Origin of the sequence: Pelagibacterium montanilacus (assembly GCF_003992665.1) — a bacterium.
GTDB classification, from domain to species: domain Bacteria; phylum Pseudomonadota; class Alphaproteobacteria; order Rhizobiales; family Devosiaceae; genus Pelagibacterium; species Pelagibacterium montanilacus.
In genome coordinates this window covers 117,105-142,574 of record NZ_RZMX01000008.1, presented here as the reverse complement: position 1 = coordinate 142,574, position 25,470 = coordinate 117,105, and the positions used below count along the sequence as shown (strand labels likewise).

General features: G+C 64.1%; 22 protein-coding genes. 17 read left to right on the top strand and 5 right to left on the bottom strand.

Annotation, left to right across the window (positions count from 1 at the left end; all coding sequences use genetic code 11):
- The first annotated feature begins 91 nt into the window (after window positions 1-91).
- The 8 genes from glgB to EO136_RS02795 all read left to right on the top strand — a co-directional run bounded on the left by glgB (window position 92) and on the right by EO136_RS02795 (window position 11,411).
- The gene (gene glgB, locus EO136_RS02830; protein ID WP_127142953.1) at window positions 92-2,293 is read left to right on the top strand and encodes a 1,4-alpha-glucan branching protein GlgB; all 2,202 of its coding nucleotides are present in this window, start codon (window positions 92-94) and stop codon (window positions 2,291-2,293) included.
- An 82-nt stretch (window positions 2,294-2,375) separates the two neighbouring features.
- Window positions 2,376-3,647 carry a glucose-1-phosphate adenylyltransferase gene (gene glgC, locus EO136_RS02825; protein WP_127142952.1) on the top strand — a complete coding sequence of 424 codons (1,272 nt, stop codon included), beginning with the start codon at window positions 2,376-2,378 and terminating at the stop codon, window positions 3,645-3,647.
- Window positions 3,647-5,086 (top strand): glycogen synthase GlgA, encoded by a 1,440-nt coding sequence (glgA, locus tag EO136_RS02820; protein WP_206513258.1) that lies wholly within the window; start codon window positions 3,647-3,649, stop codon window positions 5,084-5,086. The genes glgC and glgA overlap by 1 nt, the downstream gene beginning before the upstream one ends.
- Window positions 5,083-6,714, top strand: coding sequence for an alpha-D-glucose phosphate-specific phosphoglucomutase (locus EO136_RS02815; RefSeq protein ID WP_127142950.1), 1,632 nt, complete (start codon window positions 5,083-5,085; stop codon window positions 6,712-6,714). Before glgA ends, EO136_RS02815 begins: the two co-directional genes overlap by 4 nt.
- 42 nt (window positions 6,715-6,756) lie before the next feature.
- Window positions 6,757-8,733 (top strand): glycogen debranching protein GlgX, encoded by a 1,977-nt coding sequence (glgX, locus tag EO136_RS02810; RefSeq protein ID WP_246018249.1) that lies wholly within the window; start codon window positions 6,757-6,759, stop codon window positions 8,731-8,733.
- 135 nt (window positions 8,734-8,868) lie between these two features.
- On the top strand, window positions 8,869-9,681 hold the full coding sequence (locus EO136_RS02805; RefSeq protein ID WP_127142948.1) for a hypothetical protein: 813 nt from the start codon (window positions 8,869-8,871) through the stop codon (window positions 9,679-9,681).
- Between the two features lie 421 nt (window positions 9,682-10,102).
- Window positions 10,103-10,696, top strand: a complete 594-nt coding sequence (locus EO136_RS02800) for a hypothetical protein (protein WP_127142947.1) — start codon at window positions 10,103-10,105, stop codon at window positions 10,694-10,696.
- 1 nt (window position 10,697) lies between these two features.
- Window positions 10,698-11,411 carry a hypothetical protein gene (locus tag EO136_RS02795; protein ID WP_127142946.1) on the top strand — a complete coding sequence of 238 codons (714 nt, stop codon included), beginning with the start codon at window positions 10,698-10,700 and terminating at the stop codon, window positions 11,409-11,411.
- A gap of 49 nt (window positions 11,412-11,460) precedes the next feature.
- Here EO136_RS02795 and ald read toward each other — a convergent pair whose 3' ends face one another.
- Window positions 11,461-12,576, bottom strand: a complete 1,116-nt coding sequence (gene ald, locus EO136_RS02790) for an alanine dehydrogenase (protein ID WP_127142945.1) — start codon at window positions 12,574-12,576, stop codon at window positions 11,461-11,463.
- A gap of 127 nt (window positions 12,577-12,703) precedes the next feature.
- Between ald and EO136_RS02785 the strand changes: the two genes are divergently transcribed.
- The 4 genes from EO136_RS02785 (at window position 12,704) to EO136_RS02770 (ending at window position 16,107) form a co-directional block, all read left to right on the top strand.
- Complete coding sequence (locus EO136_RS02785; RefSeq protein WP_127142944.1) at window positions 12,704-13,168, top strand: Lrp/AsnC family transcriptional regulator; 465 nt, start codon at window positions 12,704-12,706, stop codon at window positions 13,166-13,168.
- Window positions 13,169-13,322: 154 nt separating this feature from the next.
- Complete coding sequence (locus EO136_RS02780; protein ID WP_127142943.1) at window positions 13,323-14,348, top strand: ABC transporter substrate-binding protein; 1,026 nt, start codon at window positions 13,323-13,325, stop codon at window positions 14,346-14,348.
- A 185-nt stretch (window positions 14,349-14,533) separates the two neighbouring features.
- Window positions 14,534-15,289, top strand: a complete 756-nt coding sequence (locus EO136_RS02775; protein ID WP_127143071.1) for an ABC transporter ATP-binding protein — start codon at window positions 14,534-14,536, stop codon at window positions 15,287-15,289.
- Window positions 15,286-16,107, top strand: a complete 822-nt coding sequence (locus tag EO136_RS02770) for an ABC transporter permease (RefSeq protein WP_127142942.1) — start codon at window positions 15,286-15,288, stop codon at window positions 16,105-16,107. The genes EO136_RS02775 and EO136_RS02770 overlap by 4 nt, the downstream gene beginning before the upstream one ends.
- 81 nt (window positions 16,108-16,188) lie before the next feature.
- Here the strand turns inward: EO136_RS02770 and EO136_RS02765 are convergent, their stop codons facing one another.
- The 3 genes from EO136_RS02765 to EO136_RS02755 all read right to left on the bottom strand — a co-directional run bounded on the left by EO136_RS02765 (window position 16,189) and on the right by EO136_RS02755 (window position 17,587).
- A complete protein-coding gene (locus tag EO136_RS02765) occupies window positions 16,189-16,617 on the bottom strand; it encodes a DMT family transporter (RefSeq protein ID WP_127142941.1) in 429 nt (142 codons plus the stop codon).
- 3 nt (window positions 16,618-16,620) lie between these two features.
- Window positions 16,621-17,097, bottom strand: a complete 477-nt coding sequence (locus EO136_RS02760) for a DMT family transporter (RefSeq protein WP_127142940.1) — start codon at window positions 17,095-17,097, stop codon at window positions 16,621-16,623.
- A gap of 217 nt (window positions 17,098-17,314) precedes the next feature.
- The gene (locus tag EO136_RS02755; RefSeq protein WP_127142939.1) at window positions 17,315-17,587 is read right to left on the bottom strand and encodes a hypothetical protein; all 273 of its coding nucleotides are present in this window, start codon (window positions 17,585-17,587) and stop codon (window positions 17,315-17,317) included.
- A gap of 133 nt (window positions 17,588-17,720) precedes the next feature.
- On the opposite strand from EO136_RS02755, the gene EO136_RS02750 reads away from it, so the two are divergent.
- The 5 genes from EO136_RS02750 to rarD all read left to right on the top strand — a co-directional run bounded on the left by EO136_RS02750 (window position 17,721) and on the right by rarD (window position 24,415).
- The gene (locus EO136_RS02750) at window positions 17,721-19,910 is read left to right on the top strand and encodes an FdhF/YdeP family oxidoreductase (protein ID WP_127142938.1); all 2,190 of its coding nucleotides are present in this window, start codon (window positions 17,721-17,723) and stop codon (window positions 19,908-19,910) included.
- Window positions 19,907-20,692: a YoaK family protein gene (locus EO136_RS02745; RefSeq protein ID WP_246018248.1), complete on the top strand. Its 786-nt coding sequence runs from the start codon at window positions 19,907-19,909 to the stop codon at window positions 20,690-20,692. The genes EO136_RS02750 and EO136_RS02745 overlap by 4 nt, the downstream gene beginning before the upstream one ends.
- A gap of 111 nt (window positions 20,693-20,803) precedes the next feature.
- On the top strand, window positions 20,804-22,459 hold the full coding sequence (gene ettA / locus EO136_RS02740; protein ID WP_127142936.1) for an energy-dependent translational throttle protein EttA: 1,656 nt from the start codon (window positions 20,804-20,806) through the stop codon (window positions 22,457-22,459).
- A gap of 85 nt (window positions 22,460-22,544) precedes the next feature.
- Window positions 22,545-23,381, top strand: coding sequence for an alpha/beta fold hydrolase (locus EO136_RS02735; protein ID WP_127142935.1), 837 nt, complete (start codon window positions 22,545-22,547; stop codon window positions 23,379-23,381).
- An 83-nt stretch (window positions 23,382-23,464) separates the two neighbouring features.
- On the top strand, window positions 23,465-24,415 hold the full coding sequence (gene rarD / locus EO136_RS02730; RefSeq protein ID WP_127142934.1) for an EamA family transporter RarD: 951 nt from the start codon (window positions 23,465-23,467) through the stop codon (window positions 24,413-24,415).
- A gap of 17 nt (window positions 24,416-24,432) precedes the next feature.
- On the opposite strand, the gene EO136_RS02725 is transcribed toward rarD, so the two are convergent.
- Window positions 24,433-25,347 carry a hydrogen peroxide-inducible genes activator gene (locus EO136_RS02725; RefSeq protein ID WP_127142933.1) on the bottom strand — a complete coding sequence of 305 codons (915 nt, stop codon included), beginning with the start codon at window positions 25,345-25,347 and terminating at the stop codon, window positions 24,433-24,435.
- Window positions 25,348-25,470 lie beyond the last annotated feature (123 nt).

The window sequence follows — 25,470 nt, the reverse complement described above, 5'->3', positions numbered from 1 at the left end:
CATGGAAGGGGCCGCCGGAACGTTTCGGCGGGCCCGCGCTTGATAGAGGCACTGGTGGCAAGGCCCTGTAGGGGCGGGGGAGTTTTATCGCGTGAGCAGGGCGACATCACAATGGCAGGCCGAAGACACCGACATTGACCTTCTGGTCGAGGGCCGCCATTCCGGCCCCTTCGCTGTGCTCGGATTGCATCACGTGGGGCGCTCCTGGGTGGCTCGAACCCTGATCCCTGGCGCCGATGAGGTCGTCGCCGAAACGCTGGACGGCAAGGCGCTCGGAGCGCTCGATCGCCGCCATCCCGCCGGGTTCTTCGAGGGCTCCGTCAAGGTCTCCACCCACCAGCCGCTGCGGTACCGTGCGCGCAATTCCGGTGGCGAATGGAGTGTGGTCGATCCCTATACCTTCGGGCCCGTGCTCGGGCCCATGGACGACTACTACATCGCCGAGGGCTCCCATCTGCGCCTCTTCGACAAGCTCGGCTCTCACGTCATGACCTTCGAGGGCGTCGAGGGTACCCATTTCGCGGTATGGGCCCCCAATGCCCAGCGGGTAAGCGTCATTGGATCGTTCAACCAGTGGGACGGCCGGCGCCACGTCATGCGCAGCCGGCATGAGACGGGCGTATGGGAAATCTTCCTGCCCGGCGTTGAAGCGGGTTCGCCCTACAAATTCGAGATCATCGGCCAGCAGGGCAATCTCCTCCCGCTCAAGGCCGATCCTTTCGCCCGCCAGTCCGAGCTTCGCCCGGCAACGGCCTCGATCGTGGCCGACCCGGCCCCTTTCCGGTGGACGGACGAGGCCTATCTGGGCAGTCGCGGGGAAAAGGACCTCCGGCGCGAGCCCATGTCGATCTACGAGGTCCATCTGGGGTCATGGCGGCGGCGGCCCGATGGTGGTTTTCTTTCCTATGACCAGCTGGCCGAGCAGTTGATCCCCTATGTCGCCGATATGGGCTTCACCCATATCGAGCTGATGCCGATCACCGAGCATCCCTACGATCCGAGCTGGGGGTATCAGCCGACCGGGCTTTATGCGCCCACGGCGCGGTTCGGCGATCCCGCCGGCTTCGCGCGGTTCGTCGATGCGGCCCATACGGCGGGGCTAGGCATTCTGCTCGACTGGGTTCCGGCGCATTTCCCCACCGACGAGCACGGGCTGTCGCGCTTCGATGGCACCGCGCTCTACGAGCATGCCGATCCGCGTCAGGGCTATCACCCAGACTGGAACACGGCGATCTACAATTTCGGCCGCAAGGAAGTCTCGAGCTATCTGGTCAACAACGCGCTTTACTGGCTTGAGAAATTCCACCTCGACGGCCTGCGCGTGGATGCCGTTGCCTCCATGCTCTACCTCGATTATTCGCGCAATCCCGGCGAGTGGGTCCCCAACCAGCACGGAGGCAACGAGAACACCGAGGCTACGGCCTTTCTCCAGCGCGTCAACGCCGAGACCTATGGCCAGCATCCGGGCACGTTCACTGCCGCCGAGGAATCCACAAGCTGGCCGGGGGTGACCGCGCCCACCTATGCCAATGGGCTGGGCTTTGGGTTCAAGTGGAATATGGGCTTCATGAACGACACGCTGCGCTACATGCAGCGTGAGCCCATCCACCGGCGCTTCCACCACCACGACATGACGTTCGGGCTTCTTTACGCCTTCTCGGAGAACTTCATCCTGCCGCTCAGCCATGACGAGGTCGTGCACGGCAAGGGCTCGCTGCTCTCCAAGATGCCTGGCGATGACTGGCAGAAGTTCGCTAATCTGCGCGCCTATTATGCCTTCATGTGGGGGCACCCGGGCAAGAAGCTGCTGTTCATGGGCCAGGAATTCGCCCAGCGCGAGGAGTGGAGCGAAGAGGGGGCGCTGGACTGGTGGCTGCTCGATGCGCCGGCCCATGAGGGCGTGCGGCGTCTCGTGTCGGACCTTAATACGGTCTACCGCGAACTGCCCGCGCTTCATGCCCGGGACTGCGAACCAGAGGGGTTCGAATGGATCGTGGCCAGCGATCAGGCCAATTCGGTGCTGGCCTGGACGCGTCGTGCGCCGGGCGAGCCCCCGGTGGTCGTTGTGTCCAATTTCACGCCCGTGCCGCGCGAGCGCTACCAGTTGCCCATGCCCGCGGCGGGCAAGTGGATCGAGCGGATCAACACCGACGCGGAATGGTATGCAGGCTCCAACCAGGGCAACCGGGGCGCGGTGACCGCGCGTGAAGGCAATGACTACGGCTTCCCTGCGACCGCCGATCTCGTCCTGCCACCACTCTCTACACTCATTCTCCAGCATGACCCCGGATAACGGGCGCAGCACAATACCAACGACAAACAATGGCCGCGTACGGAGCAGGGAAGCCTCCGGGCCGATAAAAAAGGAGAGGAACATGGTACAAAAGAACAATCCGGCTCCACTTGCCCGAGACGCCATGGCCTATGTGCTGGCGGGCGGCAGGGGCACGCGCCTGCAGGAGCTGACAGACCGGCGGGCCAAGCCGGCGGTCTATTTCGGGGGCAAGGCGCGCATCATCGACTTCGCGCTCTCCAACGCCATCAATTCGGGCATCCGCAAGATTTCCGTGGCCACCCAGTACCAGGCTCACAGCCTGATCCGGCACCTGCAACGCGGCTGGAACTTCCTGCGCACCGAGCGCAACGAGAGCTTCGACATCCTGCCCGCCAGCCAGCGCGTGGCCGAGGACCTCTGGTATGCCGGCACGGCGGATGCGGTGTATCAGAACATGGACATCATCGAGGACGAGGGCGTCAAATACATCGTCGTTCTCGCCGGCGACCACGTTTACAAGATGGACTACGAAATCATGCTGCGCCAGCACGTGGATACGGGCGCTGACGTCACCGTCGGCTGCCTCGAAGTGCCGCGCATGGAAGCGACGGCCTTCGGCGTCATGCATGTGGATGCCAAGGACCGTATCGTCGATTTCGTGGAAAAGCCTGCCGATCCGCCCGCCATCCCGGGGAAGCCTGACTCCGCTCTGGCATCGATGGGCATCTATGTTTTCGAGACGAAATTCCTCATGGATCAGCTCCGGCGCGACGCCGCGACCGAAGGATCGAACCGCGATTTCGGCAAGGACATCATTCCCCACATCGTGCGCAACGGGACGGCATGGGCCCACCGGTTCAACCAGTCGTGCGTCCGCTCGAGCCGCGAAGAGGTCGCCTACTGGCGCGACGTAGGCACCATCGATGCCTATTGGGAAGCCAATATCGACCTTACCGACATCCTGCCCCAGCTCGATCTCTACGATCGGGACTGGCCCATCTGGACCCATGCGGAGATCACTCCGCCGGCCAAGTTCGTCCATGACATGGACGGACGGCGCGGGCATGCGGTCTCCTCGCTGGTCTCGGGCGATTGCATCGTCTCGGGCGCTGCACTGCGTCGGACCATGTTGTCCACCGGCGCCCGGGTCAATTCCTATGCCGACCTTCAGGACGCGGTGATCCTGCCGCGCTGCACGATCAACCGCGGGGTGCGGCTGAAAAAGGTTGTCGTGGATGCACGCGTCGAGTTGCCCGAAGGGCTGGTCGTCGGCGAGGATCCGGAATTTGATGCAAAATGGTTCCGGCGGACCCAGAACGGGGTGGTTCTGATCACACAGCCCATGGTCACCAACTACCTGCTGAACCGATGATCGACGTTCTCTCGATAGCCTCGGAAGTCTATCCACTGGTCAAGACCGGGGGGCTCGCCGATGTCGCGGGCGCCCTGCCGGGTGCCCTGCGGCACCACGAGGTGTCCATGCGGACGCTCGTTCCGGGCTATCCGCAGGTCATGGCCAGCTTCCGGCGCGGCCGGGAGATCGCGCATTTCCACGATCTGTTTGGCGGGCCGGCCCGCCTGCTTGCGGCCCGCACATCAGGGCTCGATCTGATCGTGATCGATGCCCCGCACCTTTATGATCGGGGCGGGGGTATTTATGTCGACGATTTCGGTCAGGACTGGCTGGACAACTGGGCCCGCTTCGCTGCCCTGAGCTCGGTCGGAGCCGAGTTGGCGCGCGGGCTGGTCGAGGGCTACCGCCCGTCGATTATTCACGCCCATGACTGGCAGGCGGCTCTGGCTGCGGCCTATGTCCGGTTCTCGGGCGACACGGAGACGCGGGTGGTGGTCACCATCCATAATCTGGCCTTCCAGGGCCGGTTCGGATCCGACATCTTCGCCCATCTGCGGCTGCCCGCCGAAGCTTTCACGGTCGATGGGGTGGAGTATTACGGTGGGGTAGGGTTCCTCAAGGCCGGGCTGCGGCTGGCCGATGCCATCACCACCGTCTCTCCCACCTATGCCCGCGAGATCCGGTCGCCCGGCGCTGGCATGGGGCTCGAGGGCCTGCTGGTCGAGCGCGGCGCCGATCTGCACGGCATCCTCAACGGCATCGATGTCGAGGCCTGGAACCCGCAATCGGATCCGGCGCTCGCCGCTGGGTTCGCAGCGGCGAACGTCAAGAAGCGCGCGCTGAACACCCGCGCGCTCGCCGATCGGTTCGGGCTGGATGACGGGCCGGGCCCGCTGTTTGGGCTGGTCAGCCGGCTCACCTGGCAGAAGGGCATTGATCTCGTCGCCGAGAACATCGACTGGCTGGTCAGCTTGGGCGGCAGGCTCGCCGTCCTCGGGTCTGGCGAGCCGCATCTGGAAGCCGCCATCGCCCAGGCCTCCGTCCGGCACCCGGGGCGGGTCGGGTTCATCTCGGGCTATGACGAGGTGCTTTCCCATCTTGTTCAGGGCGGCGCCGACGTCATGCTGGTGCCCTCGCGGTTCGAGCCGTGCGGGCTCACCCAGCTCTATGGCCTGCGCTATGGCGCCGTGCCTCTTGTCAGCCGGGTCGGCGGACTTGCCGATACGGTGATCGATGCCAACGCCGCAGCGCTGGACGCCGGGGTGGCTACGGGCCTGCAGTTCGCTCCGGTCGAATCGGTTGCGCTCGGCGAGGCCCTTCAGCGGGCGACGGTCCTGTTCGCCCAGCCCGAAGTCTGGGCCAGAATGCAGCGGCGCGGCATGAAGACCGATGTCTCCTGGCAAAAAAGCGCCGGCCAATACGCGGCCCTCTACACGGATCTGATCGGGGAACAATGAGTGCAAGAATAGTTTCGATCACGCCTTTCGATGACCAGAAGCCCGGAACTTCGGGCCTGCGCAAGCGTGTCGCCCATTTTCGCCAGCCCCATTATGTCGAAACCTTCCTGCAGTCGCTGTTCGACAGCCTCAAAGGCTTGCAAGGCCAGACGCTGGTGATCGGCGGGGACGGTCGTTACTTTAACGACACGGTCATCCAGACCGCCATCCGCATGGCCGCCGCCAATGGCGTGGGCCGGGTGATCGTGGGGCAGGGGGGTATCCTCTCGACGCCCGCAGCCTCCCATCTCATTCGCCATAACGGCGCCTTCGGCGGCATCATTTTGTCGGCCAGCCACAATCCGGGCGGCCCGGATGGCGATTTCGGCATCAAGTACAACGCCTCCAATGGTGGCCCCGCACCCGAGCGGATCACCGATGCGGTCTATGCGCGATCCAAGGTGATCGACCGCTATCTGACCGTCGATACGCCAGATATCGATCTTGCCGCCATTGCCAGCCTTGAGGTCGCGGGCATGGCCGTCGACGTCGTCGATCCGGTCGCCGACTATGCGGCGCTCATGGAATCGCTCTTTGATTTCAACGCCATCGCGGACCTCTTCGCCGCGGGCTTTTCCATGCAGTTCGATGCCATGCACGCGGTCACGGGCCCTTATGCCAGGGCCATTCTCGAGGGGCGGCTGGGCGCAGCCGAGGGCACGGTCATCAACGCCGTGCCGCTTCCGGACTTCGGTGGCGGCCATCCCGACCCCAACCTTGTTTACGCCAAGGATCTTCATGATCTGGTGATGAGCCCCGAGGGCCCCGATTTCGGCGCCGCCTCTGACGGGGACGGGGACCGGAACCTGATCATCGGCAAGGGCCGGTTCGTCACCCCGTCCGATTCCCTGGCCGTTCTCGCAGCGAACGCGCACCTGGCCCCAGCCTACAAGGGCGGGATCGCAGGCATCGCCCGGTCCATGCCCACCAGCGCGGCGGCCGACCGGGTGGCCGAAACGCTCGGCGTCGAGATGCACGAGACACCCACGGGCTGGAAATTCTTCGGCAATCTGCTCGACGCGGGGCGGGTCACCATCTGCGGCGAGGAGAGTGCGGGCACGGGCTCTGACCATGTTCGCGAGAAGGACGGAGTATGGGCGGTTCTGCTCTGGCTCAACATCCTCGCCGCGCGCCGCCAGAGCGTCGATGAGATCGTGCAGGCGCACTGGGCCACCTATGGCCGCAATTATTATTCGCGCCACGACTATGAAGAGGTGGACACAGCGGCCGCCAACGCGCTTATGGATGACCTGCGCGCACGGCTCGATACCCTGGTTTCGGAAGGGTTCGAGGGCCGCGAGATCGTGCTTGCCGACGACTTCACCTATCTCGATCCCGTGGATGGATCGACTGCTGCCAAACAGGGCGTAAGGATCGGGTTCGCGGATGGCTCGCGCATCGTTTTCAGGCTCTCTGGAACCGGGACCGTCGGCGCGACTTTGAGGGTTTATCTGGAGCGGTACGAGCCGCCTGCCGGAGATCATGACACCGATACGCAGGAGGCTCTGGCCGATCTTGTCGCGCTTGCCGATACCCTCGCGGGGATCGCCAGCCGAACCGGTCGCAGCACTCCGAGCGTCATAACATAGGGCACTACCTGCAACATGTCTGTAAAAGCCAAAGAGCCTGCATTGCCTGCCCTGGGGGCTACGGCAACCGATACCGGCGTCGATTTCGCGGTCTACAGCGAGCCAGCCGAAGCGCTCTGGGTCTGTCTCTTCGACGAGATGGATAGGGAAACCGATCGCATCGCGCTCACGCGTGGGCCGGGCAATGTTTGGCACACAAGCGTGCCGGACATCGGGCCGGGCACCCGTTACGGTCTGCGCGCCGACGGCGCTTACGACCCGATGCAGGGGTTCTATTTCGACCCCAACAAGCTGCTGGTCGATCCCTATGCCCGCCAGATCGACCGCACCTTCGTGCGCAGCCCCAAGCTGCGCCTGCCGCGCGAGGAAAGTGTGGACACCGCGCCGCTCGTGCCCAAGGCCATCGTGCCGGGCGCTGGCGACATCAAGCACACTCACGAGGACTACGAGCGCCCCAATCTCATCTATGAGCTGAACGTTCGCCCCTTCACCATGCGTCATCCCTCCGTTCAGGGCCCGCTTCGCGGAACGGTGGCCGGGCTGACCACCCAGCGGGTGCTCGACCATCTGCTTCACATCGGGGTGGACGTGGTCGAGTTGATGCCGGTCGCCGGCTGGATCGATGACGGACATCTGCCCGCGCTCGGGCTCACCAATGTCTGGGGCTACAACCCCGTCACCTATTTCGCGCCCGATCCGCGCATCATGCCGCGCGGGCCACAGGAATTGCGCGCGCTCACCGATTTCTATCGGGAAGCGGGGATCCGCGTGGTTCTCGACGTGGTCTACAACCACACCGGCGAGGGCAATGAAGACGGTCCGGTCCTTTCGATGAAAGGCCTCGACGCCCGCGCCTATTACCGGCACGTGGAAGCCGACGGGCAGTTGCACCTGGTCAACGATTCCGGAACCGGCAATACGCTGCGGTGCGACCATCCCGTGGTCCAGGATCTGGTCATCGACAGCCTGCGCTACTGGGTCACCGATTACGGGATCGCCGGGTTCAGGTTCGACCTCGCCACCGTGCTGGGCCGATCGCTGGACGGCTTTTCGCCCGACGCCGAACTGCTCGAGCGTATCCGCAATGACGACATCCTGAGCCAGTGCCTGCTGATTGCCGAACCGTGGGATCCGGGCCCGGGCGGCTATCACGTGGGCCGGTTCGGCGAGCCCTTCGCCGAGTGGAACGACCGCTACCGCGACGAGGTGCGCAAGTTCTGGAAGGGCGAGCCCCATACCATCGGCGCGCTCGCCGGCAAGATCGCCGGGTCCGCCGACCAGTTCGACCATGACGGCCGCAAGCCGTCCGCCAGCGTCAATTTCCTTGCGGCCCATGACGGGTTCACCCTCGCCGACCTCGTCTCTTATGCCGACAAGCACAACGAAGCCAATGGCGAGGAGAACCGGGACGGGCACGACGCCAACTATTCCTGGAACAATGGTGCAGAGGGCCCGACCGACGACGAAACGGTCATCGCCGCCCGAAACCGCGATATCCGCGCCATGCTGGCCACGCTCTTTGTGTCTCACGGCACGCCGATGCTTACGGCGGGTGACGAATTCGGCCGCACTCAGTCGGGCAACAACAATGCCTACGCCCAGGACAATGAACTGACCTGGCTGGACTGGGAAAACGCCGATGGCGAGCTGGTCGACTATGTTGCCGCCTTGTCGCGGTTCCGCCAGGAGCATCCGGCCCTGCGGTCCGACCGTTTCCTCACGGGGGAGGTCCGGGGCGATTTCAAGGACGTCACCTGGTTGCATCCGGACGCCAGGGAGATGACCGAAGCCGATTGGACCGACCCCGATGCTTCGGTGCTGGGCATGCTTCTTTACGAGGAGGGCGAGACCATGCTCGTGTGGTTTAACCGCACGCAGGAGACGATCAGTGCAAGCATGCCCGAGCAAGTTGCCGAAGATCTTTCAATCGTGCTGGTTTCAGACAACAGTGTTGACGTAGTACAGGATGGCGGCCATGTAGAGCTGCCTCCGCGCTCTGTCATCGTCATGGCTAGTTGATCGATCGATACCGTTTCATCTTGAATCTTGTTTTATGTGAGTGCTTACCGGTCTGGTAATCCTGTCGTTGACTACGGGAACCAAACTTGAGGTGCGGCATTTCGTCTACCTAGACTCAAAGTTTAGGAGGCCACAATGAAACGATCTTATGCAGTACTCGCAGGCGCACTCTTGGCGACCACGATGTTTGCCACTGCTCCTGCCAATGCCCAGAAGAGCTTGTTGGGAATAGTCGGAGACAAGGACAGTGGCGCGGCGGTCACTGTCGGACGTGGGGACGCCGGAGACAGCGGCGCCGTCAATGTCGGGGTCGGCGGCGGGGGCGGCAACGTCGTCGATGCCAATGTCGGTAGTCGGTCCAGCGGCGGATCGGCAGCTCGCGCCAATGTCAGCGTCGGCGGAGATTCCGCGGTAGGGGTCGAAGCGGACGTCCTCAACCGCGGTGACCGCAGCGGCGTCAGCGCCGATGTGAACATCGGTGGAGGCGGCGACAATGGCGGGCTGGTCGATGCCTGCGTCAACGTGCTCGGTCCCAATTGTGATGACGGGTCCGGCAATGGCGGCCCGGGCGGCCCCGGTGGTCCGGGCGATCCCATGATGCCGGGTGGTCCCGGTGGCGTGGGTTCGGGCGGGGGCCAGTTCGGTCCCAATTGCGATGTGGCGGATGCCAGCGCATTGCTGGCAGCGATCTCACAGGCGAACTATTCCCGCCAGACGATCGCGCAATGGTCAAGCGCTGCCAATGTCCAGCTCATCCAGGTCCAGCACTGTCCGGAGCTCGAAGCCCAGATCCGGGCTGCCGCTTCGGCAAACGACCGTCAGTCGCTGCTCTGGGGGATTTCCAACGATCCCCTGATCCAGGCTTCGCTGGACCGGAGCAGGGTCAGCCCGCAGAGTGTGGTGCTGGTCCAGTCCAACGGTGGGGCATTGAACGTGTATCTGCTTTAACAGGATCGTCCGCAAATGACGGACGGCAGGCGCCGCGCGCGCCTGCCGTCTCTTTTTTGTGGAACAAACTGCGATGCGGTGGGATTCTGCACACTCATTGTCGCGCTGCGGGGGCGCGAGTTGCCCCCGGATGCAGCGGAGACCGAGCACTCAAAAATCACCTTCATGACTGAACACGCGTCTTGCGGGCGCCCGTTTTCGCTTGTGCGGCCGGAGCGGCGCAGGACAGATGTGCCTGACCGGAATTTTCCGGCCAGGCCGAAGGTGCTGGCCACGTTCCGAACACATTAAATTATTGAAATTAAAAAGAAAAAGTTGAAACTTTCCGCGCTTGGAGCTCGTTCTTGGGTTTAGATTGCAAAAACGCAGTCGGACCGGAAGACCCTCGATCAGGAGGGTTACGCGAAAAAGGAGATGCATAATGTCTACTCTTGCCAAGAGCCTTCTCACTGGTGTTGCTTCGGTTGCCCTTCTTGCTGGCGCGGCCACGGCCCAGGAGCTCGGCGATACGCTCAACGATGTCGGCGATAGCGTTGAAAGCACTGTTGATAGCACCGTCGATAGCGTGGACAACACGGTCGACGGCACCGTCGACGCAGTCGATGATGTAACCAATGACGTCGATAATTCGGTCGGCGATGTGACCGGTACCGGGGATGTGGACGCAGGCGATGCCGAGTCGAATGTGGGCGATGTGGGCTCGATCGGTGACATCGGATCGTTCTCTGACCTTGTCGGCAACATCAATGCCGGTGACGTCGGTTCGATCGGCGATGTGGGTTCGATCTCGCAGATCGGCGTTGTCGATGTTTCCGAGGCCTTCAACGACTTCGATGCGAACGCCCTCAATGAGGCTCTCTCGAGCAACGAGGCCTCGGTTGGCGACCTGCAGAACGAAATTTCCGGTAACGAGGCGCTCAACAACGCCCTCGCCGGCAACAACATCGACGTTTCCGACGTGATCGCTGTCGACAACAGCAACGACGGAACGCTGATTCTGTACACCAACGACTAAGATGGCCCGGTCCATCCTCCATCCCGTGTGGGGCGCATCGCGCCCCACACTCCTGTCCGCACTGATCCTTGCCGGATCGGTCGGCTTTGTCGGCGTTCTCCTGAGCTCGCCGGCCTTGTCTCAACGCATTCTGGGTGACGGGGACAGTGAAACGTCCGTCTCCGTGAGCCCGACCGATACCGAAATTTCCCGCTCCGCGAGCGGCCAACTCGACATCGATCTCGGCGATGACGGCCCGTCCGTCGATGGCGACGGTACGCTCGGTGTCTCGATCGGAGATATAGACCCGGAGATTGGCGCCGCGATCTCGATTGGCGGTCAGGACGATGCAGCGTCCGCCGGGCCGGGCACCACCGTGCCCTCCGCCGATCCGGGCCAGAACTCCGCGACCGCCCCCGGCACGATCGAGACTGGGTGCGACGAAGACCTTGCCCATCTCGATGCGATGCTGTCGGGCTGGAAGCAGGGCGATATGGCCCAGCCCGCGTCTATCTATCTCGTGCCCGTCGCCCTTTGCGGCCGGGACCACGCGACGCTCGAACGCGCCCGTCGGGTCGAACTGGCCAGTGTGCGTGAGAACCTCTCACAGAACTCCGACATCGCGGCCCATCTTGATGCGCAGGGCGTTTTGCCCGATACCGTCCTGGCAGCTCAACGGTTCGATGATGGCCGGCTTTCGATCTATCTTGCCGCCAGCGTGAACGATAGCCCGTAAAGCTGAATCCATGAGCGCCGACCGGCTCCGGCCGGTCGGCGCTCATGTCTCAGGCGATCACTTCGGGGGCAGGGACGAACTCGTAGCCCAGCACGTCGGCGACAGGTGCGCACGTCACCTTGCCATGGGCAACGTTCAACCCGTTGCGCAGATGCGCATCGTCGGTCAGCGCCCGCTTCCAGCCCTTGTTGGCCAGTGCGATCGCGAAGGGCAGCGTCACGTTGTTGAGCGCGTAGGTCGAGGTGCGAGCCACGGCGCCGGGCATGTTGGCCACGCAGTAATGGACCACCCCGTCGACCACATAGGTCGGATCGGCATGGGTGGTCGGCTTTGAGGTCTCAAAGCACCCGCCCTGATCTATGGCCACATCGACGAGCACAGCGCCAGACTGCATGGTCGAGAGCATTTCGCGGGTCACAAGTTGTGGCGCCGCCGCGCCGGGCACCAAAACGGCGCCGATCACGAGATCGGACTGGGCGACATGTTCGGCCACCGCAGCGCCGGACGCGAACACCACCTTGGCCGAGGATTCGAAATGGTTCGAGAGCCGTTCAAGCGCTGACGAGCTCTTGTCGAGGATTGTAACGTCCGCATGCAGGCCCACGGCCATCTGGGCGGCGTTGAAGCCCACGACGCCCCCGCCGATGACGGTCACCTTGGCCGGATGCACGCCCGGCACGCCGCCCAGCAACACCCCGCGGCCGCCATGGGCCTTCTCGAGCGCGGTGGCGCCGGCCTGAACCGACATGCGGCCCGCGACCTGGCTCATGGGCTTGAGCAGCGGCAGCCCGCCATTGGTATCGGTCACGGTCTCATAGGCGATGCACACGGCGCCCGATTTCACGAGGTCCCGCGTCTGATCGGCGTCCGGTGCCAGGTGGAGATAGGTGAAGAGGATATGGTCGTCGCGCAGCATGGCGCGTTCGGCGGCCTGTGGCTCCTTGACCTTCACGATCATTTCCGCGTCCGCAAAGACCGCACGCGCATCCGGCGCGATTTCCGCCCCCGCGGCGCGATAGACGTCGTCGCCCGCCCCGATGCCGTCGCCCGCGCCGGCTTGCACGGCCACCTCGTGGCCATGGGCAACCAGCTCGGCGACGCTTTCGGGCGTCAGGCCGACGCGATACTCATGGTTCTTGATTTCTCTCGGCACGCCAATGCGCATCGCCGCCTCCTATGGTGTGTGTGATCTGGAGGAAAGGCTAGGCTTTTTGTCGCACCAAGCGGTTGCAAAGTCAGCGCCCTGTCCGCATTCTTTGCATCATGATTGCGCTGATCTAGGGAAAATCGGGATGAAAATGCAACTATCGCAGGCAGACCGCAACATCCTGCGATCGGTGCAACGGGATTCGAGCCTCTCGATGGCCGATCTCGGGGCGCTGGTCGGCCTTTCGCCATCGGCCTGTCACCGGCGGCTGCGAGCGCTCGAGGAGCGGGGGCTGGTCAAGGGCTATCGGGCCGTGCTCGGCCAGCGCGAGCTTGGCCTTGTGATGCACTTTTTCATAGAGGTCTCGCTGGTCAGCCAGAGCGAGCCGGTTCTCGAGGCCTTCGAATCGGCGGTGCGCGCCATTCCCGAAATCCTCGAATGTCATCTGATGGCAGGGCAGTCCGATTATATCCTGCGCGTGGTGTGCGAGGACGCGCCGGCCTTCGAGCGGCTGCACCGCGATCTGGTGGCCCGGCTTCCCGGCGTCGCCCGCGTCCATTCCAACATGAGCATAAGGGAAGTGAAGCCGCTGGCCGGTTATCCCGTCTGACGTCTTGCGTTTGCCCAGCGTGCGGGCAAAGGGACTAAGCGCGCTGCCTATCGTGTGGTCAAATAGGCTAGGTGACGCCAAAAACGGCATTTTTTACTTTACAGTCAAAAAATGCGGCGTTTCAATCACCCCCGGCAAACAAGGGGAAACCACCATGCTCAATCGCAGACTGTTCACCGTGACGGCCGGAGCGCTCGTCGCAGGCGCAGCGCTGGCCTCGCCTGCGCTGGCCCAGACCGATGTCCGCTTCACCCTCGACTGGCGGATCGAAGGCCCGGCCGCGGGCTTCCTGCTCGCAGAAGAGAACGGATACTTCGAGGAAGAGGGGCTCAACGTCACATTCGACGTCGGCGCCGGCTCGGTCGAAGTGATCCCGCGCGTGGCCACGGGCACCTACAATATGGGCTTTGGCGACATCAACTCGCTCATCAAGTTCCTCGATGAGGATCCCGACCAGCCGGTCAAGGCGATCATGATGATCTACGAGACCCCGACCTTCGCGGTCGTAGGCCGCCGCTCGCTGGGCGTGACCGATGATCCGGCCTCGCTCGAGGGCAAGACTCTTGGTGCCCCGCCGCCCGATGGCGCGTTCGCCCAGTGGCCGGCATTTGTCGAGGCCGCGGGCATCGACACTTCTGACATCACAATCGAATCCATCGGCTTTCCGGTCCGCGAACCCATGCTGGCCCAGGGCGACGTGGATGCGGTGTTCGGGTTCGCCTTCTCGGTCATCCTCAACCTCAAGGCCCAGGGTATCGAGGATGAGGACATTGCCACCATCCTGATGGCCGAGCACGGTCTGGACCTCTACGGTAATGCCATTCTGGTCAATACCGACTTCGCCGAGGAAAATCCCGAGGCCGTCGAAGGCATGCTGCGCGCGCTGGCCAAGGGCTTTGCCGATGCGGCTGCCGATGTGGAGGCTGGAGCCGCCGCGGTCGTCGCCGCCAATGATATTCTGGACCTCGACATCGAAATCGAGCGGCTTCAGATGGCCAACGACATGAACATCAACACCGCCTACGTTCAGGAGAATGGCATCGGCGGGGTGGACATGGACCGGCTCGACGCCTCGATCGCCCAGCTCGCGACATCGATCGGCATCCAGTCCGACATCTCAGCAGCCGATGTCTTTGACGACAGCTATCTTCCGCCCATGGAAGATCGCATGATGCCCTAACGGCAAATCCATGCTCGAGCCTCTCCCGCAACGGGAGGGGCTCTTTCCCTGCTCCCCAAAAGGGCAGGGGTAAGAACAAGGATCGTCCCCCATGAAGGGGAGGGCAAGGCAAGGGCAGTATCGGGCGCGCACCAAAGGGGTTCAGCGAAGTGGCAAATCATCTCGTCACCATCGAGAAGGTCGACATGCGCTACGGGGGTGCCGATGGCACGCTCGCGGTGTCGGGGCTGGAGATGGCCGTCAAACGGGGCGAATTCGCCGCCGTGGTCGGGCCCTCGGGGTGCGGCAAGTCCACGCTCATGAAGCTGGTCACCGGGCTGCACATTCCCCAGCGCGGGGTGGTGACGGTCGCGGGCACGCACGTCACCAAGCCCGTCTCGATCGTGGGTATGGCGTTCCAGAACCCCACCATGCTGCCGTGGCGCACCACGCTCGACAATGTGCTCCTGCCGCTCGAGATCGTGGAGAAGCACAAGAAGCGCCTGCGCCGGCACAAGAAGGAATATGTGGAGCAGGCCGAGCACCTGCTCGAGACGGTGGGCCTGAAAGGCTTCGGCTCGAAATATCCCTGGCAGCTCTCGGGCGGCATGCAGCAGCGCGCCAATCTCTGCCGCGCGCTGATTCACGAGCCTGACCTTCTGATGCTCGACGAGCCGTTCGGCGCGCTCGACGCCTTCACCCGCGAGGAGCTCTGGCAGGTCATCCGCGACCTCCATGCCTCCCAGGACGTCACCATCGTGCTCGTTACCCATGATCTGCGCGAGGCCGTGTTTCTTGCCGACACCGTGCATGTGATGAGCGCGCGCCCCGGGCGCATCCTGAAGGTTCACGACATCACCTTCGAGCGCCCGCGCGACATTTCGCTGATGTATGAGAGCCGGTTCAATGACGTCGTGCAGGCCCTGCGCGGCGAGATTGCCGATGCGAGGGTCGCAGCATGAGTGCCACCGAGACGAGCGAACCCGTCGCCCTGCCGGTCGAGCCCGAGCGCAAGCCGTTCAACTGGCTGCCGCTCATGCCCTGGATCTATACTGTTGCGCTGTTCGTGCTCTGGGAACTGGGCGTGCGCCTGTCGGGCCTGCCTCACACCATCCTGCCAGCGCCCACGCGCATTTTCGAGGCGATCGTGCAGTATTGGGGCGCCATCCAGCGCCATTCCCTCCAGACGCTTTACACCACCACCGTCGGCTTCCTCCTGGCGGTGGTCGCGGGCATGGCGCTCGGCCTGCTCGTGGGCTGGTCGCGGATGATCTATGCCGGGCTCTACCCCATCATGGTCGGGTTCAACGCCATTCCCAAGGTGGCGGTGGTGCCGATCCTCGTGATCTGGTTCGGCATCGGCACCATCCCGGCCATCCTCACCGCGTTCCTGATCGCGTTCTTTCCCATAGTGGTCAACGTCGCCACGGGCCTTGCCACCATCGAGCCCGAGACCGAGGACGTCTTGCGGGCGCTCGGGGCGAAAAAGATGGACATCATGCTCAAGGTCGGGATTCCTCGTTCGATGCCCTATTTCTTCGGCTCGCTCAAGATTGCCATCACACTGGCTTTCGTGGGCTCGGTGATCTCCGAGACCATCGCGGCCAATTCCGGTCTGGGATTCATGATGGCCTCGGCCCAGAGCCAGTTCAACGTGCCGCTGGTCTTTGCCGGGCTCGTCATGCTCGCCATCGAGGGCATCGCGATGTACGCGCTCATGGCCTGGATCGAGAAGCGCACCACCGGCTGGGCCCATCGCTCCCAGACCATGGCGGGCTGATGAAGGTGAGTGCGGCATTCTCGCGAAGGTTCTGAATCGCGAAAATGCCGCAAGGTTTTGTAATCGAACGCAGTCTCGTCCTCAGTCGGCGCGCCGCCGCTGGGTCAGCGCCATGCCGGCGATGATCATGGCGACGCCTACGGCGCTTGCGGGGATGTTGTCGTTTGCTCCGCGCATGAGGTCGAGGACCACGCCCGAGACCATCTGTCCCCCAATGACCAGCATCGCGGTGTTCGTCGCCCCGATACGCACGATCAGCCAGCTTCCCGAGGCCACGAAGATCACCCCGAGTGTTCCGGCGAAGTAGGTGTACCAGGGTGCAGACAGCGCCCCCTCCGGCCAGAGCATGCCCAGCGCCAGCCCGACAACGGTCAGCGCCACAAAGCCCACGATGTGGTTCCAGAACGACGCGGCGAGCGCGCTGGTCGAGAGCGCCAGCCGTCCGTTAATCTGGCGGGAAAGGCTGATCAGGACGCCCGCGAGCAGGGCAAGAAGGATCGCGGTGGTCATGGTTTACCCCCACCCGAAAATGATGAGCACCGAGCCGCCCGCGATCAGCGCCAGCGCACCGAAATCGGTGAGCCGCGGCATACGCCGGGGCAGGCCGAACAGACCCCATCGGTCGGCAGCCAGCGAAAACAGCACCTGACCGGCAAGACCGAGTGCCAGCGTGCCCGAAAGCGCCAGCGCCGAATTGGCTGCGGTCGAGGTCAGCATCACCGTCGCACCCCCGAGAATCCCGGCCGAATAGGCCCAGAGCGGGGCGGGGGGCCTTCCGCCCTTGGCGGCGGCGGACGCGCCCATACGCAGGATGGCAAGAAAGATCAGCCCCGCCACCGAGCCGGTCGCGTGCGCCACCCATGAGGAATGAAACGCGCTGGAATGGGAGGCCAGCAGCGCATTGAAATCCACCATCACCGTCAGCAGGCCCCCGCTGGCGAACGCGAGCAGCAGGTGCAGGAGGGATGGTCGGTGGACGATGGTGGGCATGGGGCGACTCGGGAGGGCGTAGCGGGCCCGACCGTGCTAGAGCATTTTCCTGACGGATGGAATCAGAACAAGCATTCTAAGTCATTGATGTGCCGCGCTTCCGATACGGAAATCCGGTCGCCCGCATGCATGCTAGCACTCGGTCGGGGTCCCTCGCTGATTGATTCAGAAGACGGCGCCAAGTCCTTGATTGTCGAGGTTCGACGCCCGGATTCAGCTATTTGTCGCCGATCAGCATCGAGGCGCCGAAAACGCCGAGCATCAGAAGGCCCAGGCCGAAGACCATCACGATGGCCGGGCTGTGCACCCAGCCCACTGGGGCCAGCCGACCAAACCACAGCGGATGGTAGATTGCGGCCCCGAACACCGACCACCCGCCGGTGAAGGCCGAATAGAACCGCTCGCGCCAGCGGGCGCGGGGCAGCAGCCCCCTGATGGCGGCGGCAAGGATCATCAGGCCGCAAAGCGGAATGAGCAGGGTCTGGAGCATGCTTGGGCACCTGGTATGTTCGATCCGAGACTTAGCGCCCCCGCCGGGCCGCGACCATATGCCGTCTCGTCGCAGCCCCGATTGCGTCGCGCCGGGGCGCGGGTGCATAGTGCGGCCAAGGAGACCCCCACCCATGAACCAGCAGCGTCCCATCGTCGGCGGCGGCCCCAAGAAGGTCCTTTACACCCTCCAGACCGTCTCGCGCATGGGAGTCGGCAAGGCCGCCAAGGCGCTCACGGCCAAGAACACCTGCAAGGCCTGTGCTTATGGCATGGGCGGGCAGCGCGGCGGCATGACCAACGAGCTCGGAGAGTTTCCCTCGGTCTGCAACAAGAGCGTGCAGGCCCAGTCCACCGATATCCAGCCTCCGATCCCCCATGAAATCTTCGATCACCCGCTGGCCGAGCTCAAGGAGCTTTCCGGCCGGGAAATGGAGCATCTGGGCCGGCTGGGCGACCCGATCTACAAAGGCGCGGGCGAAGATCGCTATCGGGTCGTCGACTGGGATTTCGCACTCGATATTGCCGCGTCCCGGCTCCGCGCCACTGATCCGGACCGCAGCTTTTTCTATTCCTCGGGCCGCTCGTCCAACGAGGCGGGATTTCTGTTTCAGTTGATCGCCCGGCTTTACGGCACCAACAACGTCAACAATTGCTCGTATTTCTGCCATCAGGCCACCAGCGAGGGCCTCGCCACCACCATCGGCAAAGGCACCGCAACGGTGGAACTCGCCGACCTCAAGGGCGCGGACCTTATTTTCGTGATTGGCGCCAATCCGTCATCGAACCACCCGCGCTTCATTCACATGCTCAAATCCTGCCGGGACAGGGGAGGGGAGGTCATCGTCATCAACCCGGCGCGCGAGCCCGGGCTGGTCAAGTTCGCCGTGCCCAAATCCCCCAGCTCCATGCTCAAGGGCGGCGACGAGATCGCCTCTGACTATCTCCAGCCCCGCATCGGCTCTGACATCGCGCTGCTGAAGGGCGTCGCCAAGGCGCTGCTCGAAGCGGGCAGCACCGACAACGCCTTCATCGCCGCGCACACCAGCGGGTTCGAGGCGTTCCGGGCCGATATCGCGACGACCGACTGGGCCACGATCACCGAGGCTACCGGCATCGCCCGGAAAGAGATCGCGCACGTGGCCCAGCGCTACGGGATGGCCTCAAACGTCGTCTTTGCCTGGGGCATGGGGATGACCCATCATGTCCACGGGGTCGAGAACGTCGAGATGATCGCCAACCTCGCACTGCTGCGCGGCATGGTCGGGCGGCCCAATGCCGGGCTTCTGCCGCTGCGTGGGCACTCGAACGTCCAGGGTATCGGCACCATCGGGGTCAAGCCTGTCCTTGCCGAGGAGGTGTTCGCGCGCATGGAAGAGGCGCTCGGCATCACCCTGTCGCGCAAGCCCGGGTTCGACACCATGGCCTCGCTCGGTGCCGCCCATCGCGGCGATATCGACGCTGCGGTGATGATGGGCGGCAATCTCTACGGCGCCTCGCCCGATACCGCCTGGGCGCGTGATGCGCTCGATCGGATAGGGTTCAAGCTGTTTTTGACCACCACGCTCAATCTCGGCCATGTCCACGGCCACGACGACAGCGAGAGCCTCGTTCTTCCGGTCACCGCGCGCGACGAGGAATGGGAGCCCACCACCCAGGAATCGATGTTCAATTTCGTCCGTCTCTCGGATGGAGGCATCGACCGGCTGGCCAATGTCCGGCCCGAAAGCGTCATTCTCTCGGAGCTTGCCGGCCGGATTCTGGACGATTGCCCCATCGATTTTTCTGCCTTTGGCAAGCATCGGCAGGTCCGCAAGGCCATCGCCGATATCGTGCCCGGGCTCGAGGACCTCGCCGATCTCGATGTGGCCAGGCGAGAATTCCATATCCGCAACCGCGTGATGCACACGCCCGCATTCGCCACCGGAGACAGCAAGGCCCATTTCGTTCTCACCGCCACGCCCGCCCCGGTCACGGCCCCGGACGGGCAGCAGGCCATCACGCTGGCCACCATCCGGTCCGAAGGCCAGTTCAATACCATCGTCTACGAAGAGACCGACAGCTACCGCAACAAGGCCCCCCGCTGGAGCGTGCTGCTCAGTGCCGCCGACATGGCCGCGCGCGGTATTGGCTCGGGTGACCGGGTGGACCTCGTCTCCTCCAGCGGGCGCATGTCAGGCGTCGTTGCCTTGCCCTACGACCTGCCGTCCGGCTCGGCGCTCGCCTATTACCCGGAAGCCAATGTGCTCGTGGGCACCGCCATCGACCCGCGCTCGCGGACCCCGGCCTTCAAGTCCGTGCCGGTCTGGATCGAGCGCCCGTGACGGTGAAACGGCGGGCCAGGCGATCCCGCCTGCGCCTGTTCGCGCATCTGGCCGACCACCGGCGCACCGGGGCCACCGATTTCACCCTGGCGCTTATCCTGTCGTTCGTGGCCGGCGGCATCAATGCGGGGGGCTTTCTCGCCATCGGGCGCTATACCTCGCACGTCACCGGCTATGTGGCCGAGGCCGCCGACCATGTGGCACTCGGCAACTGGACCATCGTCGCCGCGGGCTTGGGCGCGGTCGCCGCCTTCACGGTCGGTGCCGCCTTGTCCGCCGCGCTCACGGGCTGGGCGCGCCGGCACACTCGGTTCAGCCAGTATTCGCTGCCGCTCGGGGCCGAAGCGGCGCTGCTGCTGGTCTTTGGCGTGGTGGGCTTGGTTGCCGGGGGCAGTCCCGGGTTCGTCTTAGCGGCTGCCTATATCCTGTGCCTGCTCATGGGGCTTCAGAACGCAACCATCACCACCATTTCCGGCGCCCGGATCCGCACCACCCATTTCACCGGGGTGGTCACCGATATCGGGATCGAGCTCGGGCGGTTCGCCTATCGCAATCTCGACCCGACCGTGCCGGAGAGGCGTGCGGTGCGCGGAGACAGGGCCAAGCTGGCAACGCTTGTCAGCCTGCTCTTTGCGTTCTTTTCAGGCGGCGTGGTCGGCGCGGTGGGCTTTGGATATCTAGGCTATGGCTTTACCGTGCCCCTGGCCCTGCTGCTCGCCGCCTGCGCGCTGCCCACTGCGTTGAGCCGCCAACGCCGCGCGCGTGCCTCGCGCGGCCATTGAAGCCGGCAGCCTGGCGCGTGCAGCCCCGCCACCCCATTGCCCTTGGCCAAGCCTTGCCCTACATACGGGCCCAATCGCATTTCACCCGAAATTCACGAGGCTGACTGCTTTATGGCTCGCCAGTTCATCTATCACATGCACTCCATGTCCAAGGCCTATGCCGGGGGCAAGAAGGTGCTCGACAACATCAACCTCTCGTTCTACCCGGACGCCAAGATCGGCATTCTGGGCCCCAACGGCTCGGGCAAGTCGACCCTCCTCAAGATCATGGCCGGCATTGAGACCGAGTTCACCGGCGAAGCCTGGGCGGCCGACGGCGCCAAGGTCGGCTACCTGCCCCAGGAGCCCCAGCTCGACGACCAGCTCGACGTACGCGGCAACGTCATGATCGGGGTCAAGGAAAAACAGGCCATCCTCGACCGCTACAACGAACTGATGATGAACTATTCGGACGAGACGGCCGATGAAGCCTCAAAGCTTCAGGACCAGATCGACGCCGATGACCTCTGGGATCTCGATTCCAAGGTCGAGATGGCCATGGAAGCGTTGCGCTGCCCGCCTCCCGAGGCTGGCGTTGCGAGCCTGTCGGGTGGCGAGAAGCGCCGCGTGGCGCTCTGCCAGCTCCTGCTGTCGGCTCCCGACCTGCTGCTGCTTGACGAACCCACCAACCATCTGGACGCCGAAACCACGGCTTGGCTGGAAAAGCACCTTCGCGAATTCCCGGGCGCGGTGTTGATCATCACCCACGACCGCTACTTCCTCGACAACGTCACGGGCTGGATTCTCGAGCTAGACCGCGGCCGCGGCATTCCTTACGAGGGCAACTACACGGCCTATCTCACCGCCAAGTCCAAGCGCATGGCGCAGGAAAAAAGCGAGGATCAAGCCCGCTCGAAAGTGCTCGAGCGCGAAAAGGAATGGCTCGGCCAGTCGCCCCAGGCGCGCCAGACCAAGTCCAAGGCGCGTATCCGGGCCTATGACGAACTGGTCAAGGTCAACGAGGCGCGCACTCAGTCCTCGACCGCGCAGATCATCATTCCGCCCGGCGAGCGTCTGGGCCAGAACGTCATCGACGTCGAAAGCCTGCGCAAGGGCTATGGCAACCAGCTTCTGATCGACGACCTCACCTTCAAGCTGCCCCCCGGCGGCATCGTGGGCGTCATCGGGCCGAACGGCGCGGGCAAGTCCACGCTGTTCAAGATGCTCACGGGCCACGAAAAGCCCGATGGCGGCTCGATCACCATCGGGGACACGGTCCATATGGGCTATGTGGACCAAAGCCGGGATTCGCTGGACCCCAAGAGGTCGGTCTGGGAGGAAATCTCGGATGGCAACGACATCATCCGGCTGGGCAAGCGGGAGGTGAACTCGCGCGCCTACACCTCCTCGTTCAACTTCAAGGGCGGGGACCAGCAGCAGCCCGTGGGCACGCTTTCGGGCGGCCAGCGCAACCGCGTGCATCTGGCCAAGATGCTCAAGTCCGGCGCCAACGTCCTCCTGCTCGACGAACCGACCAACGATCTGGACACCGAAACCCTCGCCGCGCTCGAAGAGGCGCTCGAGGAGTTCGCCGGCTGCGCCGTGGTCATCAGCCACGACCGCATGTTCCTTGACCGTCTGGCCACCCACATCCTCGCCTTCGAAGGCGACAGCCATGTGGAATGGTTCGAGGGCAATTTCCAGGACTACGAAGCCGACAAGATCCGCCGGCTCGGCGCCGAAGCCGTCAATCCGCGCCGGGTCAGCTACAAGCCGCTGACGCGGTAGAGGCCGCTTCGGGCACGCCCCGAATTGCGTTGATAGGAGGCCGGGCAGAGATGTCCGGCCTTTCGTTTTGCTCTAGAGTGAACCCATGATCGAATCCTTTTCCCTTGAGATCGAAGATGCCGTCTTTGCCTGCCTTGAGGCGGGGGAGGGGATTCCCGTGGTGTTCCTCCACGCGGGGGTGGCCGACAGCCGCATGTGGACCGGCCAGCTTCGGGCCGTGGCCGATGCGGGGTATCTCGGGCTCGCCTATGACCGGCGGGGCTTCGGGCAGACCTCGTCGCCCGACGAGAGCTTCTCGCACCTCGAGGACCTCGAGGCGATTCTCGATGCGCTCGATATCCATGCCTGCGTTCTGGTGGGCTCCTCACGGGGCGGGGCGCTGGCGATCGACTTCACACTGGCCCACCCGGGCCGCGTCGCCGGGCTGGTCCTGATGGGCACGTCGATCTCGGGTGCCCGCCGCTCCAAGCTTACGCCAGACGTCATGCGCATCGTGCACGCCATGGAGGCGGTGACAGAGAGCGGGGATATCGACGCGATCAACGCGGTGCAGGCCCATGCCTGGCTCGACGGTCCACTTTCGCCCAGCGGACGGGTGAGCGGGCCGGTGCGCACGCTCTTTCATTCCATGAACGGGGCAATCCACGCCCACCCGCGTCTCACCCGTGAGGAGGCGCCCGAACCGGCAGCCGACCTCGTCGCGAGCCTCGATACCCCCACGCTGCTAATCGCGGGCGATCTCGATTTCCCTCATATCGTGAACCGGCACGACGATCTCTCCGAGGACATGGAGAACGCTTTCGCGGTGGTCATCGAGGGCACCGCTCACCTGCCCAATCTCGAGCGGCCCGATCTCTTCGATGCGCTTCTTCTGGAGTTCCTCGATACGCTCACCGGCGAGGACCAACCCGCGCCCCAGTGATGGGTCCGATCACAAACTGCACTTTGCCAGCGCTGGGGTGAGCCGGTAGTCTGGACGCCCATCCGCTCTGAAAGCCCACGTCCATGACATCGATAGAAGGTGCGCCCGCCGCCGCCGGCGCGCCCCCGGTCCGCCCCAACCCTCCTGATCCCAATGTCCGCTTCGGCGTCATCGCGGCCATCGTGACCTATTCGATGTGGGGCCTGTTCCCGCTGTTCTTCAAGCTGCTCGATCATGTCGATCCGGTGGGCGTTGTCGCGCACCGGGTGATCTTCTCACTGGTCTTTCTGTGTCTCGTGCTTGCGCTCCACCGCCGGTTCGGCGAGGTCATCGCCGCCCTTCGCGATATGCGGGTGCTAGGGGTCATGGCGGTGACCACCACCCTTCTGGCTTTCAACTGGCTCATCTTCGTTTGGGGCGTTTCGATCGGTCAGGTTCTGCAGGTCAGCTTCGGGTATTTCATCAACCCGCTGGTGTCGGTCGCCATCGGCATGGTGCTGTTGGGCGAGCGGCAGTCCCCCTGGCAGACCGCTGCGATCGGGATTGCCGTGGCTGCGGTGGTCATCCAGGCCATCGCGCTTGGGGACGTGCCCTGGATTGCGCTCGGGCTGGCGATTCTCTTCGGGTTCTACGGCTATTTCCGCAAGACCGTGCGGGTCGGCTCGGCGCCGGGGCTGTTCGTGGAAACGCTCCTGATGCTGCCCCCCGCCGTGATCTATCTGATGGTCAGCGCGATGGTGTTCGGGCGCGATTATTATTCCGATGCGGTCACCGCCACCGCCCTTGTGGTTTCGGGACCGCTCACGGCGCTGGCGTTGATCTTCTTCGCTTACGCGGCGCGGCAGTTGCGGCTGACCACCATCGGCATGTTCCAGTATATCGCCCCCTCGCTCCACTTCCTCTCGGCCGTCTTTCTGTTCGGCGAGACCCTCGATCCCGTAAGTCTTCTGAGCTTCGTTCTGATCTGGCTCTCGCTCGTCGTCTTTTCCTTCGACACATGGCGCCGTCGCGGGCGCGGACCCCGTCCGGCCTGACGAGGGCCAGTCGTGGCTCAGCCCGCCCAGTCGCTGCGCAGTGCCGCCTGGCCGACCTCGGCGATCACGGCGGCGATCTCCTCGTAGACGTGCCCGTGCGGTGAGGCGCTGCGCCACACCAGCCGCAGGGTCCGCGAGGCACCGGGCGCCTTGAGCCGGTGGATGGCGATGCCCCCGTGCCCGCTCTCGCGCTTGAGGCTGATGGCGGGCAACAGCGTCACACCGTAGCCATTGGCCACCAGCTCGAGGATCGTGGTCAGGGACGTGGCCGCGAAGGTGCGGCCTTCGAGGTCGGACGGCAGCGAGCAGGCATCCACCGCCTGATCGCGCAGGCAATGGCCTTCCTCGAGCAGCAGCAGCCGGTCGCGGGGCAGGTCGACGGGGTCGACTGGGCCCTCGGGCACCGTCCCCCGGGGCGCGGCAAGAACGAACGGGTCGGCAAAAAGCGTGCGGCTGACAAATCCGGCTTTGGGCGGCGGCGTGGCCACCAGCGCGAAATCGACCTCCCCGTCCTGCAGCGCGGCGATCAGTCGGTCGGTCTTGCCCTCGCTCACTGCCAGCGTCACCGTGGGCACGCTCTCGGCAATGGCTGGCAGGATATCGGCGAGCAGATAGGGCGCAACCGTGGGGATCAATCCGAAGCGCAGGGGCCGAGCCGGATGGCCCGTCGCCATGTCGGCAAAAGATTCGAGATCGCGGGCCGCTTCCATCACGCGGGTCGCACGCGCAAGGAAGTCGCGTCCGAACCGTGTTGGGCGCACACTCTTGCCCAGACGCTCGAATATGGGCGCGTTGCACCGTTCCTCGAGCAGCTTGATCTGCTGGGAGAGGGCCGGCTGGGTCACGTGGCAGCGCGTGGCGGCGCGGCCGAAATGGCCTTCCTCGGCGATGATCCGGGCATAGTGAAGCTGGCGCAGGGTGATCGTGAACATGAGGTGCAGGTCCGGTAGATCCGATAAGCGATCCTAATCGCTGCGGTCAGTTTTATCAATTTGCGTAATCGCCATTTCCCCTGTAGACGAAGGGCCACCTTAGAATCGTTACAAAGACGGAGG